This window comes from Burkholderia sp. Ac-20365, from assembly GCF_017104715.1.
Lineage (GTDB): Bacteria > Pseudomonadota > Gammaproteobacteria > Burkholderiales > Burkholderiaceae > Paraburkholderia.
Window position 1 is genome coordinate 173,549 of sequence record NZ_JAAGPI010000017.1, and the last position, 13,264, is coordinate 186,812.

The window sequence follows — 13,264 nt, forward strand, 5'->3', positions numbered from 1 at the left end:
ACGCGCGGCGGATCGCATGGAAGGAAGCGTCCCGGCGCGGATCACGGGACGCGAGACGCAATAAATTGCATGGGGCCAGCGTAAGCGCTAAAGCGCTAACGCTGACCGACACATGGAGACACTGTGAGCGATCAAGATCTGCTTGCGCGGCCGTCCGGCCTCGCGTCCGCGCGCGCTGCCGCGCCGGCTCACCCGCAACAGCCTCATCGCGCGAACGGCAACACCGTCTCGCTCGATGATGTTCCTCTGAACAAATTCCACATCAAGATCGCCGGTCTGACGTTTGGCGCGCACTTCACGGAAGGCTTCGCGCTCGGCACGATCGGCTACGCGCTCGCGTCGCTCAACAAGCAGATGCCGCTCGATGCCTTCTGGCAAGGGATGATCGGCAGTTCGGCGCTGATGGGTATTTTCGTCGGCAGCCTCGTGTTTGGGTGGCTGTCTGATCGCATGGGTCGTCAGCGTATTTTTCTGTTGAGCTTTCTCATCATCACGCTCGCGGCTTTTGCGCAGTTCTATGTGTCGTCGCCGGCGATGCTCTGCGCGCTGCGCGTGCTGATCGGCTTTGGCATGGGCGGCGATTTTGCTGTCGGTCATGCGATTCTCGCGGAGTTTTCGCCGCGCAAGCATCGCGGCACACTGCTCGGCTCGTTCAGCGTGATCTGGACGATCGGTTACGTGGTCGCGAACGTGCTCGGCCTGTATTACGCAGATACATCGCCCGATGCATGGCGCTGGCTGCTGGCGTCAGCGGGCGTGCCGGCGCTTGCGGTACTCGTCATGCGTATCGGCACGCCCGAATCGCCGCGCTGGCTGCACGGCAAGGGCCGCGTCGCGGAAGCGCAGGCGATCGTGCTGAAGTACTTCGGCCCGAACGTGACGATCGACGGCGCGCATGACGATCATGCGCCCGGCGCTCAAGGCGGCTTTGCACGTCTGTTCGAGGCTGATCTGATCCGTCGCACGATCTTCAACTGCGCGTTCTTCGTGTGCCTCGTGATTCCGTACTTCGCGATCTACACATTCCTGCCTTCCATCCTCAAGGCGATTCATCTCGACAACGGCTCGGGCGCGGATTTCCTGCTGAACGGCTTTCTCGTGATCGGCGCGCTGCTCGGCATCTGGCTGACGATCAAGCTGTCGCGCCGCGCGTTTCTGATCGGCTCGTTTGCCGTTACCTGCGTGTCGCTGCTCGCGTTGAGTGTGTTGCCGGAATCGGCGGCGCTGTGGATGATCGTCGCGTTTGGCGTATTCACGCTGACAATGTCGGCGTTCTCGAATCTGGTTGGCGTGTTTCCGCCTGAGTGTTTTCCCACGGAAGTGCGTGCGTGTGGGGTAGGTCTTGCTATTGCCTGCAGTCGTCTTGGTTCGGCCGTCGGTACGTTTCTGTTGCCGCTAGGCATTGCTCAACTGGGTTTTCATTCGACCATGCTGGCGCTGGCTGCAGTGCTGCTCGTTGGCATGATTGTGTCGATTGCCTGGGCGCCCGAGACCAAGCATCTGACTTTGAATCAGGCGAGCGGGATGTAATAAGTTTCTTTTTCTGCGCGCGGGTGTGGGTTGATTCTTTCGCTGGCATCCGCGATATGACTTACCACTTTAAACCAGACCGATACCCGCACATCTCCGCCCAGAAAATGCATTGTCGAGAACCAAGAATCGAATGCTTCCGGCGTGAAAGTCGATTCGCGCGCTTGTGCGGTCGTTCCGTTCCTGACCGCGTATGGCATGAACACGGTGAATATCGGCTCGAAAGGCTCTTCAAGCGACGTGGAGTTTCTGTCGACCTCCGAACGCGTGGCGTCGCGGCTGGGTTCGGTCGCCATGCTGAAGTTCAAGACCAATACAGGCCGCGCTGCGTTGATACGCGCACCGCGCATGAACGGCGAATCCAAGCCCGGCAGGGCAACTAGCAAGCGGAATTGTGAAACTGACGGACTGAGTCACGGCTCCTGTGCCATACGACTGATACGGTCCAGTTGTTATGCCGCCATGCTGAAAGACCGTGTGAACTTTGCACGGTCAATTCCCGTGACTCTGCCTGTATATGCCATGATCCCGGCTCTCGCGATGAGACGTTCTTTCTGGCAAAGCTATACGATCAACGCCCCCGCATTCTTGCGTCCTTCGACGCATCGCATCCGTATCCGTTGTACGTTTGCCCGCTTCGTCGGCGGGCTCGCTTATACAACAGCACGATAGGCCGCAAAGTCTCGCGGGTCCCATGCTGAAGCGCCTGCGCGTTCGGCGCTTTCTGATCGGGCGCTCTAGCGCATTCTCCGCGTGGCATTTTCGTTGCGGGCGTCGGAAATACCTTCAAGAACGCCGGATGCGTGACCAATCTGGGTTTTAAGACTGAAACCTTCCCTCCGATATTCACGCTGGTCACAGCATTCAATGCGCCTCGCTTGAAAAACATATCTCTCGAAGTCAGAGTCTGCGCGTCTATCGATTCGTTTCCGACTTACCTGTCATTTCCGTGCGCAAAAGAATCACTTTGTCGTTCCTGTTTTCGAATTTCGGGCGATTGGAGCAATTGGCATCTGGATGATTGATTTTCGTCATTCAATGAAGGGTTTCTGTAATGGAAAATTCGGCTCGCGTGAAATTAGCGACGCGAGAGTTTGCCTTTGAGCTGGCTTCTATAACGATTCGTGTCACCAGGCATCAGGGTCGCGCATCTCACTCATACAGATCGCGGCCCATCGACTTGCATCCGGATCGCTTCCAGTTCCGTGCATGACGATGTGACGGCCGCGCCTTACGTACGCAAGTGAATACGCTGCCATCGAAAGTATGGCGCGACGGGCATCAGTGAAGCAGCGGGCAATTTAATTTACCAGTAGAAACTTTGGAGCATCAGCATGCAAAAGCGCATTTTGCCCGTGGCCGCGATCGGCTTCGCGGCACTTCTGTCGACGGCAGCCCAGGCGGCCGATGGCACGATTCAGATCACCGGCGCTATTGCCGACACGACGTGTTCAATCAACGGCAAGGCAACGGGTTCGCCCATCGACGTCAACGTCACGTTGCCGACCGTGCCGACGGGCGCGCTGGCAACGGCTGGCGCGACAGCCGGCACGTCGAACGCAGGCGATATCAAGTTCGCGCTGAGCGGCTGCTCGGGCTCGGCAACGAAGGTCATCGCGCGTTTCGAGAACGGCCCGACGGTCGATTCGAGCAGCGGAAACCTGACGAACCAGGCATCGGCTTCGCCCGCGAAGAATGTGCAAGTGCGTCTGCTGAACGCGAATACCCAACCGATCAACATCCTGACAAATGAAAACAATACGCTGGCGACCAACGGCGTGGCGATCACGGGCGGCGCGGCTACGCTGAACTACTTCGCGCAGTACTACGCAACGGGCAAGGCCGAACCGGGCAACGTGACTACGTCGGTCCAGTACACGATGCAATATCAGTAATCCTTGATGTCGGGGCGATCGCATGCGTACGTCCCGGCTCTTGCGCATTGCAGGGAGCGCGCGACATGTTGATGGTATCGGGAGTGATCCGCCGATGGCTGGCTGTTCTGTTGGCATGTGCCGCGACGCGAGGCGTTGCGCTCGCCAGCGTGACGATCAGCGGCACGCGCGTAATCTATCCGCTCGACGAGCGGGAAGTAACAGTCAAGCTGACCAATGACAGCCGTTTTCCGTCGCTGGTTCAGGTATGGCTCGATAGCGGCGACGCCAACGCAAAGCCCGACGAAAGCAAGGTGCCGTTCGTCATTACACCGCCCATTTTTCGCATGAATCCGGGGCGCGCGCAGACGCTGCGCGTGATCTACAGCGGCGATCCGTTGCCTCAAGACCGTGAATCGGTGTACTGGCTGAACGTGCTGGACATTCCACCGAAGGCCGAGTCGAAGCCGGACGTCAACACGCTGCAGCTCGCGTATCGCACGCGCATCAAGCTGTTTGCGCGTCCCGCCAGACTGCCGGGCACACCGGACGATGCGCCGCATCAGATCGAGTGGAAAGTCATGCCGGATCAGGACGGCAAGGGCCAGTCGTTGCAGTTGTCGAATCCGACGGCTTACCACGTGTCGTTCAGCGAGATTACGGTCACTGCGAATGGCCAGCGTTATGCGAACGATAGGGGGGGCATGGTCGCGCCGCACGGCAAGGCAATCATCGCCATCCCGAAGCTGGAAGGCGTGCGCGCGGGACAGGTCCACTACATCGCCATCAATGATTTCGGCGGTGCGATCGAAGGCGATGCGGCACTCACGCCGTAGCGCGCGACTTTAGTTCATAAGCGGCTGGACTCCGGCCGCGCTTTCACTTCGCTGCTTTGAAGGTCACACGTGCGTGTTCACGCACGGTGGGCCGTCGCGCGCGTGCGTTTCGCGCATTTGTGCACCTGTTGAAGGAGCTGTTGACGGAATTGCGATCCCGTCATGCAGGACTTCGTTTCCGTCAAACGCACCACGAGCCATGCGTTTTCCGCGCGAGGCGTTTCATTGCCATGACCTGTTTGCGCCAATTCAATTTGCCGCCTTTCGCCGAAACGGTGACGGGACCACGACGGCTGCGCCCAGCCGCGGCCCTGGTTCTGCACGCGTTCGCGATGGTCACCGGTCTGTGCGCCGACCGGGCGGTGGCGGCCGGATCGCCGGATGTCGTCGACTTCGATCCGATTTTTCTGCAGGGGCGCGCGAAAGTCGATGTATCGCGTTTTGCTCGCGACAACGTCGTGGCGCCAGGCAGTTATAGCCTGGACATCTGGCTCAACGACATCCGTATCGGGCGCGAAAACGTGACCTTTGTGGCGACAGCAGCCGGCAAGAGCGCACGTGCTTGCATCACGCGTGCGATGCTGGAGAAGTGGGGCGTGGACTTTTCTCGTCTCGATTCTGCCAAAGACAACAACGCGCCGCCGCCTGACACGGGCGTATGCATGGACCTGGGCGCCGCCGTCCCGCTCGCGACGACTGATTTCGATTTCGGCGAGCAGAAACTCTCGATGACGGTTCCGCAGAAGTACATGCGAAACCGGGCGCGCGGCTATGTTCCGCCGGAACTCTGGGAAAACGGCGTAAATGCGGGCTTTCTCAGCTATAACGCGAACGCCTGGCAGTCGAACAACAACGGCACCCGCACGACGCAGGGATACCTTGGACTGAACGTCGGCGTGAACCTGGGCGGCTGGCATTTCCGGCATCAGTCGTCGGTGACGGCCATGACGGGGCAAAAGACCAGCTTCGACGAGATCGCGACTTACGCCCAGCACGACCTGACGCGGTTGCGCTCGCAAATCGTGCTGGGCGAATCGAACACGCGCGGCGACGTGTTCGACACGGTATCGTTCCGCGGCGCGCAAATCGCCACCGACGACCGTATGCTGCCCGAATCGCTGCGCGGCTACGCGCCGGTCGTGCGCGGCACGGCGCAATCGAATGCGCATGTCACCGTCAGGCAGAACGGACAGGTGATCTACGAGACGGTCGTGCCGCCGGGTCCGTTCGAAATCCGGGATCTCTATCCAACCGGTTATGGCGGCAATCTCGACGTGACCGTGACGGAAGCCGACGGCCGTGAAAAGTATTTCACGGTGCCCTATGCATCGGTCGCGCAACTGCTGCGGCCAGGCACCACGCGTTTCGCCTTCACGGCAGGCGAACTGCGCGATGATTCGCTGCGCACCAGGCCCGTCTTCGCGCAGTTCACGATGCAGCGCGGTCTGACGAACGTTGTCACGCTGTATGGCGGGGGCATCGGCGCGACGGGTTATATGGCGGCCAACCTCGGCGTTGCATTGAACACGCCCGTGGGCGCGCTCGCGGGCGACGTGACGCTGGCGAGTACGCAATTGCCGGGGCAGGCATCGTTGCGAGGCAGCAGCCTCCACATCAGCTATAGCAAGTTCGTCGATGCAACGGACACGAACCTTGCGATCGGCGCTTACCGCTATTCGAGTGCCAACTATCTGAATCTGACCGACGCCGCACGGTTGCGCGATTACGTGTCGCACGGATCGACCGGCGCGGCCGCCAACCGCACGCGCGGTCAATTCCAGTTGACGATCAGCCAGGGGCTGAAGCGCTATGGATCGGTGTTCATCAGTGCGAGTTCTCAGGACTACTGGAATCGCAGTGGACGCGATCTGTTCTTCCAGGCGGGCTATTCGAACGATTTTCGCTTCGGCACCTACAGCGTGACCTTGGGCCGCACGGAAAACGCGAACGGCTCGCCGTCGAACGAAATCATGGTGACCACGACGATTCCGCTTGGCAAGTCACGCTACGCGCCGCTGCTGTCCACCAGCTTCAATGCAAGCGGCGACACGTCGAGCCTGCAAAACAGCCTGAGCGGCACGGCAGGCGCCGCGAACCAGTATTCGTACAACGTGTACGCCACGGCGAACAGGCCTTCGGAGGGCGGCGTCAAGGCGAGCGGCGGCGCGAGCGGCACATATCGCGGACCGTACGCGCAACTGACGGCATCGGCGAGCGGCGCCGAGCGTTCATCGCAGGCGTCGGCGGGAATGAGCGGGTCGATCGTCGCGCATCGCGGCGGCATCACGTTTTCCCAGCCGGTGGGCGATACGTTCGGCATCGTCGAGGCGAAAGGCGCGCACGGCGCGATCATACCGGGCTCGACGAATACGAGGGTGGATGGCGCGGGCTACGCGATCGTGCCGTACCTCACGCCCTATTCGATGAACACGGTCGATATCGATCCCAAGGGTGCGTCGATGGATGTCGAGTTCGAATCGACGTCGGCAAGCGCCGCGCCGCGCCTCGGTTCAGTCGTGCTGTTCAGGTACACGACCGATACCGGCCGCGCGGCGCTGATTCGCGCGCCGCGTGCGGGTGGCGAGGCGCTGCCGTTCGGCGCAGACGTGCAGAACGAAAAAGGCCAGAGCGTGGGTGTCGTGGGACAGGACAGCCGCATCTTCACGCGCGATCTGTATGACACGGGAACGCTGACCGTGAAGTGGGGCATCGCGACCAGCGAACAATGCCGGATCGATTACACGTTGCCGGCGCGCATGGAAGGCAGCAAGCCGGAAGTGGGCTACGCGGCGATCGACACGCATTGCCTGCCGATCCCGGCGGCTGCGACGGAGCCCGGCGTGCAAGCGCCGGCGAAATAAGCATGGCCGGAGAGGGTTCGCGTATCGGGAGGCGGCGGGATGAATCTGTGGGAGATGACCCGAAATGACGGACGCTGGTTCAGACGATTGATACAGCTGACGGCGCTGGGTGCGTGCTGCTCCTGCAGCACAAGCCCTTCTTTCGTGCCATTAGCCGGTTTTCAGTGTGACGGCTACCCGACTGCCGACTCCTATCAATGACGAGCCTGCGTCGTCGCGCCCGCTCGTCCAGACATTGACCAAAAAGGAACAACCTCGATGTGTCTCAACTCAAGCCATTCCGAGCCACCGTCCCTCGGTGCCTCGGGCGTTGCGTCAGCGATGCGTCTGGCGCGTTTCTTCGCTTTGCTCTGCATGTTGATCGTGCCATGCGCAGCGCACGCTGCTCTCATTTGCAACCCTGCTGGCATGAACAAGGTGCTCGACGCAGGGACGATATCAATACCCGTCAATGCCGCTCCGGGCACCACGATCACAACGCACGCGCCGGAAAGTTTCCAGTTCAACTGTCACTACGATCCGAAATATCAGCCCAAATTCGCAACGGACAACACCCTGTACGCCGATTTTTCTACCAATGCGGCGCGGGCACCCGGCTTCAACAACGTTTATGCGACGGACGTTCCTGGCCTTGGCGTGCGCTATACATTCAACTCGTCCCAGTGCAATGCGCACGGGGCGGTCCTGACCAATAACAGCTTGCGCCTTTCCTGTCCGATGCGAGGGTTTTTCAACGAACCTTTATATGCTTACCTGTCCGTCACCTGGAGTCTGGTCGTGACAGGTCCGATCGCGTCGGGGGCGACAACGCTATCGAAGGCGCCGACCGTGTCGCTTGGGTTCACAACGTCTGCCAACAACGGCTACTGGAACCAGCCGCCGCTGTACACGGGGAGCGCGTCAGGCTCGCTGGCGTTGGCCACCTGTTCCGTCGATCAGCCTAACGTCAGCGTCGACCTGCCGACGATCGAGGCACGCGCGCTTGCGCAGGGGGTCGGCGCAGTCGCCGGACCCGTGCCATTTTCGTTGTCGCTTACGTGCGTCGGAGGCGGAACTGCGTTTATCACGATCACCGACGGCGTCGATCCCGCCAATCGGGGCACGACGTTGGGCGCGTCGAAGGATTCCACCGCACGGGGCGTCGGCGTTCAATTGCTCGATCCGGCCGGCAAGTTGATCGCGTACGGACCGGACTCCAACGCGCCGGGCAATCCCGGCCAATGGAAGGTTGGCGCGGCGCCCCAAGGTACCCTCAAGATTCCTTTGACGGCGCGCTATGTACGCACGGCGGATGTGTCGGCGGGTAGCGTGAGGGCGCTGGCCACATTTACCATGTCGTTCCAGTAGCGGCATGCCGCCAGGGTCGCTCGCCGATGCTATCGGCAAGAGATGGGGGGCAAACCGGTTTTCCAGGCAAAGAACCGCAGGTCGGCGACAGCAGCTAAAATAATCGGTTATCCCGGTACGTGTATCATCGCCGCTTCGCATCTGTTCCCGCGCGCGGCAGCCCGCCCATTGCCGGGCCCGATTGCCGTACGGCCGCGCGCCACAAGGGCGTGCGCCATGACCCTAATTGCCCATGTCAGTCTCCGAACTCAAACGCCGCCGCACGTTCGCGGTTATTTCCCACCCGGACGCGGGTAAAACCACGCTCACGGAAAAGCTGCTGCTGTTCTCGGGCGCGATCCAGATCGCGGGCACTGTGAAGGGCCGCAAGAGCAACCGCTACGCGACGTCCGACTGGATGGAGATCGAAAAGCAGCGTGGCATCTCGGTCGCGAGTTCGGTGATGCAGTTCGAGTACGGCGAGTGCGTGATCAATCTGCTCGACACGCCGGGCCACGAGGACTTCTCTGAAGATACGTACCGCGTGCTGACGGCCGTCGATGCCGCCGTGATGGTGATCGACGGCGCGAACGGCGTTGAAGCGCAGACGCTCAAGTTGCTCGAAGTGTGCCGCAGCCGCAAGACGCCGATCGTCACGTTCATCAACAAGCTCGACCGCGAAGTGCGCGAGCCGCTCGATCTGCTCGACGAAATCGAGCAGCATCTGGGCGTGTCGGCCGTGCCGTTCACCTGGCCGATCGGCATGGGCAAGGACTTTCAGGGCGTGTACGACATCCAGAACGATCAGGTGCGCGTGTTCCGCGCGGGTCAGGACACGCTCGGCGGCGCGGTCGAAACGATTCAGGCGCTCAGCGACGAAGAGGGCGAACGCCGCTTCGGTCACGCGTGGGTGCGCGCGAAGGAAGAGATCGATCTGATCACGGGCGCGACTCCCACTTTCGATCGCGACGAATTCCTTGCGGGCCAGCAGTCGCCCGTGCTGTTCGGCTCGGCGATCAACAACTTCGGCGTGAAGGAAATTCTCGACGCGCTGGTCGACCTCGCGCCGCCGCCGTCCGCGCGCCAGACGGTGCAGCGCCCGGTGCTGCCGGAAGAGTCGAAGTTCACGGGTGTCGTGTTCAAGGTGCAGGCGAACATGGATCTCGCGCACCGCGACCGCGTCGCGTTCATCCGCGTGTGCTCGGGGCGTTTCGAGCGCGGTATGGCGTTGAAGGTCACGCGTAACAACAAGACGTTCCGCGCGAACAACGTGGTGACGTTCCTGTCGCAGCGTCGCGAGACGGTCAGCGAGGCATACGCGGGCGACATCATCGGTATTCCGAATCACGGCACGCTGAGTCTCGGCGATACGTTGACCGAAGGCGAAATGCTGCAATTCGTCGGGTTGCCGTTCTTTGCACCGGAAATTTTCCAGACCGTCGAAGTGGTCGATCCGATGCGTTCGAAGCAGCTTGGCGAAGCGCTGAAGCAGCTTGGCGAAGAAGGCGCGATTCAGGTGTTCAAGCCGGTTGTCGGCGGGTTGACGATTCTGGGCGCGGTTGGGCAGCTGCAGTTTGAAGTGGTGTCGCATCGACTGTCGACGGAATACAAGGTCGATGTGCGGATGGCGCCGGCGCGGTACCGGATGTCGCGCTGGGTGACCTGCGATGATGCCGGCGAGTTGCGCCGGTTCTGTGATTCGTACGCGCCGCGGATTGCTTATGATGCGGCGGATGCGCCTACTTATCTTGCGTCGCATGTCTCTGAGATCGAAGTCGCGCAGAAGGCGTGGCCGAAGATCGTGTTTAATGAGCTGCGCGAGCATTCGGGAGCGCCATTTCGGAAGGCGATGTAGTCGTTGTTTTTTGCTGCGCGAGCAGCGGGGGGGTGGGGTTTTTGCTGGCGTTTGTGGTTTTGTTTTCGTTTTCGCTCTCGCTCTCGCTGGCATCCGCGATTTGCCTTCGTGCTTCACGCGTTGCCCCTGTGCGGGGCGGCACCTACTTTTCTTTGCCGCGGCAAAGAAAAGTAGGCAAAAGAAAGCCGCTGAACACCGCAAATTCTTCTTCCTTCCCACGGGCCCCCAACGGCCCCGTCCTGTTCGCGGCATCGCTCTTATCAATGCCCGCTGCCAGCGCTTCGAATTGGCTCATCACCCGCTTCACACTCCCGCGTCGCCACACGCGCAATCAAATCTCCCACGTTCTATAGCGGCAAACTGTGTGTAGGTTTTCGCCGCGTACACGCATTGACTCCGGACTGAAAAACACGATCGGTGTCGTAGGAACGCCTGGGTGTGAAGCACTACAACCGACACACAGTTTGCCACCTGGGCGGCCGCAACCAAGCGCTGCCATTCGCTGTGCTACGGGTGTTTGAAGTGGGTGAGGCGCTTGGCCGAAGCGTTGGCAACGGGCATTGAATGGCAGAATGCCGTGTGAAGTGGAGGAACTGTTGGGGGCCCTCAGGCGGAGGTCAAGAACGGGCGGTGTTAGCCCGCTTTCTTTGCTTACTTTCTTTGCGGCGGCAAAGAAAGTAAGTGCCGCCCCGCACAGGGGCGACGCGTGAAGGGGTAAGTCGCGTCGCGGATGCCAGCGATAACTCAGGCAAACCAAACCAAACCAGACCAGACCAGACCAGACCAGACCAGACCAGACCAGACCAGACCAGACCAGACCAGACCAGACCAGACCAGACCAGACCAGACCAAACCAGACCAAACCAAACCTTCAATTCATCCCCAGCACCTGCTCCCGCAACCAGCCTGCAAAAGCCTGCACATGCTCCATCCCAGCATGGCGCGACGCGATATCGAGCCAATACCCATACGGACCGCTCACCTCGATATCCGACATCGGAGCAAGACTCCCTTCAGCCAGTTCCTCGACGATCATATTGCGATCGACAATCGCCAGCCCCACACCTTTGCGAGCCGCATGGATCGCCTGCTCGAGCGTGGAGAATTCGATCCCGTTCTCGGCATATCGCGCGGGCAGCCCCGCCTTCTCGAGCCAGTCGGGCCACAGATTCAGGCGTGCATCGTTGTGCAGCACATGCAGCGCAGGCTTCGTCTCCAGCAGCGTATCCAGCGGTTCGCCAGTGAGACGCGGCGCGCCGACCAGCGTATGCCGCTCGATCATCAGCAGCTCGGAATGCGCATCGGGCAGCGCGTCGCGGCCGAAGCGGATGTTGCAGTGGCAGTCGTCGGTGGGCTCCGTGCGCACGGATAGCTCGACATCCGGCAACTCGACCGCCAGCGAGCCGAGACGCGGCGAAAACCATTGCGTGGCGAACGTAGGCGGCACCGACAGCACGAGCCGACGGCGGCCTTTTGCGGTCGTGACCTGGCGGGTGCCGCGCTCGAGCGTATCGAAGGCTTCAGACACGCAGGGCAAAAGCTGCTGGCCAGCCTTGGTCAGGCGGATGCCCTTGTGATCGCGCTCGAACAGCTTCGCGCCGAGCGATTCCTCGAGAATCTTGATCTGCCGGCTGACGGCGCCCTGCGTCACGCACAGCGCGACGGCCGCGCGGTTGAAACTCATGTGCCGCGCCGTCTCTTCGAAAAAACGCAACGCGATCAGCGAGGGCAGACGCCGCATAAATCTTCCTTCAGTCTCATCGTTCTTCTCTGCCCCGCTGCGGCTCATGGCTGGCGGGCGTGCTCCCTTGCTTCGACTCTCGCGGCGCGTGGTGGAGCGTGGCGCCGCGTGCCGTGGGGCGATTCTACATGGTGGACGGCCGCGCGAGCGGGCGCGGTCGCGCGAAGCCGGCCACATGTGGCGGTGGACCATGCGCTAACATCAGACGGAAACCAGCAGGCGGGCCAGCGGCGGGCGCGGCGTTCGACGACATCACAGCGCCCCGCTCATCGCCTATCCTGATGAAATCGCGCGCCTTCGCCGCGCACTTACCCATTCACGGAGCACCCGTGACCGTACGCAATCTCGACGCGTTGTTTCGCCCGAAATCCATTGCCGTGATCGGCGCCTCGAACCGCGAGGGCAGCACGGGCGCGATGGTCTGGAAACGGCTGATCGAAGGCGGCTTCGACGGGCCCGTCTGGGCCGTCAATCCGAAATACGACATGCTCGATGGCCACGCCTGCGTCGGCAACGCGGGCGATCTGCCCGAGGCGCCGAGTGTCGCGATCATCTGCACGCCGTCATCGACGTGGCCCAGCATCGTCCACACGCTTGGCGGGCGCGGCACGCGCGCGGCGATCATCGTCGGCGAGGCGCGCGGCGATGCAGGCCGCGACGACGTGCGCCACACGCTTGCGGCTGCGCGGCCGCATCTGTTGCGCGTCGTCGGGCCGGGCAGCCTGGGCGTCATCACGCCCACGCTCAAGGCGCATCTCGGCGCGCCGTCCGTGACGGTGCGCTCGGGCGGCGTTGCGTGGGTGTCGCAGTCGAACGCGTTGACGAACGCGGTGCTCGGTTGGGCGCACGCGCGCGGCCTCGGCTTTTCGCACGCGGTCGCGCTCGGCGACGAAGCCGACGTCGATGCCGGCGACGTGCTCGACTATCTGGCAAGCGACCCCGGCACGCGCGCGATCCTGCTCGAAGTGGATTCCGTGCAGGCGGCGCGCAAGTTCATGTCGGCGGCGCGGGCGGCGGCGCGTAACAAGCCGGTGCTGGCGCTGCGCTCGGGCCGCAGCGATCCCGACGATGCGCTCTACACGGCCGCATTCCGGCGCGCGGGCGTGGTGCGCGTCGATGCGCTCGACGACCTGCTCGACGAAATCGAAACGCTCGGTGTCGGCCGCGTCGCGGCGGGCGCGACAGCGACGCTGATCACGAGCGACCGCGGCGTCGCGACGCTCGCTACCGATGCCTTCAAG

Annotated in this window: 10 protein-coding genes; 7 read left to right on the plus strand and 3 right to left on the minus strand. The window is 61.9% G+C overall.

What is annotated here, in order from left to right:
• Positions 1–123 precede the first annotated feature (123 nt).
• A complete protein-coding gene (locus tag G3O01_RS26140; protein ID WP_205809522.1) occupies positions 124–1,530 on the plus strand; it encodes an MFS transporter in 1,407 nt (468 codons plus the stop codon).
• On the opposite strand, the gene G3O01_RS26145 is transcribed toward G3O01_RS26140, so the two are convergent.
• Positions 1,512–1,826: a hypothetical protein gene (locus G3O01_RS26145; RefSeq protein ID WP_205809523.1), complete on the minus strand. Its 315-nt coding sequence runs from the start codon at positions 1,824–1,826 to the stop codon at positions 1,512–1,514. The genes G3O01_RS26140 and G3O01_RS26145 overlap by 19 nt on opposite strands.
• Before the next feature lie 1,038 nt (positions 1,827–2,864).
• On the opposite strand from G3O01_RS26145, the gene G3O01_RS26150 reads away from it, so the two are divergent.
• From G3O01_RS26150 to G3O01_RS26170, 5 genes are all read left to right on the plus strand, one after another.
• On the plus strand, positions 2,865–3,425 hold the full coding sequence (locus tag G3O01_RS26150) for a fimbrial protein (RefSeq protein WP_205809524.1): 561 nt from the start codon (positions 2,865–2,867) through the stop codon (positions 3,423–3,425).
• A 65-nt stretch (positions 3,426–3,490) separates the two neighbouring features.
• On the plus strand, positions 3,491–4,240 hold the full coding sequence (locus tag G3O01_RS26155; RefSeq protein ID WP_205809525.1) for a fimbria/pilus periplasmic chaperone: 750 nt from the start codon (positions 3,491–3,493) through the stop codon (positions 4,238–4,240).
• 332 nt (positions 4,241–4,572) lie between these two features.
• Positions 4,573–7,101, plus strand: coding sequence for a fimbria/pilus outer membrane usher protein (locus G3O01_RS26160; protein ID WP_346779222.1), 2,529 nt, complete (start codon positions 4,573–4,575; stop codon positions 7,099–7,101).
• A gap of 408 nt (positions 7,102–7,509) precedes the next feature.
• Positions 7,510–8,448, plus strand: a complete 939-nt coding sequence (locus tag G3O01_RS26165) for a fimbrial protein (protein WP_205809527.1) — start codon at positions 7,510–7,512, stop codon at positions 8,446–8,448.
• 232 nt (positions 8,449–8,680) lie between these two features.
• Positions 8,681–10,282: a peptide chain release factor 3 gene (locus G3O01_RS26170; protein ID WP_205809528.1), complete on the plus strand. Its 1,602-nt coding sequence runs from the start codon at positions 8,681–8,683 to the stop codon at positions 10,280–10,282.
• Between the two features lie 142 nt (positions 10,283–10,424).
• Here G3O01_RS26170 and G3O01_RS26175 read toward each other — a convergent pair whose 3' ends face one another.
• Positions 10,425–10,577, minus strand: coding sequence for a hypothetical protein (locus tag G3O01_RS26175; RefSeq protein ID WP_205809529.1), 153 nt, complete (start codon positions 10,575–10,577; stop codon positions 10,425–10,427).
• Positions 10,578–11,153: 576 nt separating this feature from the next.
• Positions 11,154–12,023: a LysR family transcriptional regulator gene (locus G3O01_RS26180; RefSeq protein WP_205809530.1), complete on the minus strand. Its 870-nt coding sequence runs from the start codon at positions 12,021–12,023 to the stop codon at positions 11,154–11,156.
• 329 nt (positions 12,024–12,352) lie between these two features.
• Between G3O01_RS26180 and G3O01_RS26185 the strand changes: the two genes are divergently transcribed.
• The coding region (locus G3O01_RS26185; RefSeq protein ID WP_205809531.1) for a CoA-binding protein at positions 12,353–13,264 on the plus strand (912 nt) is incomplete at its 3' end.

Bases quoted from the DNA above. Each gene is read 5' to 3' on its own strand.
- G3O01_RS26145 (WP_205809523.1), bottom strand. From the start codon at position 1,826: ATGGCGACCGAACCCAGCCGCGACGCCACGCGTTCGGAGGTCGACAGA.
- G3O01_RS26150 (WP_205809524.1), top strand. From the start codon at position 2,865: ATGCAAAAGCGCATTTTGCCCGTGGCCGCGATCGGCTTCGCGGCACTT.
- G3O01_RS26155 (WP_205809525.1), top strand. From the start codon at position 3,491: ATGTTGATGGTATCGGGAGTGATCCGCCGATGGCTGGCTGTTCTGTTG.
- G3O01_RS26160 (WP_346779222.1), top strand. From the start codon at position 4,573: ATGGTCACCGGTCTGTGCGCCGACCGGGCGGTGGCGGCCGGATCGCCG.
- G3O01_RS26165 (WP_205809527.1), top strand. From the start codon at position 7,510: ATGAACAAGGTGCTCGACGCAGGGACGATATCAATACCCGTCAATGCC.
- G3O01_RS26170 (WP_205809528.1), top strand. From the start codon at position 8,681: ATGTCAGTCTCCGAACTCAAACGCCGCCGCACGTTCGCGGTTATTTCC.
- G3O01_RS26175 (WP_205809529.1), bottom strand. From the start codon at position 10,577: ATGAGCCAATTCGAAGCGCTGGCAGCGGGCATTGATAAGAGCGATGCC.
- G3O01_RS26180 (WP_205809530.1), bottom strand. From the start codon at position 12,023: ATGCGGCGTCTGCCCTCGCTGATCGCGTTGCGTTTTTTCGAAGAGACG.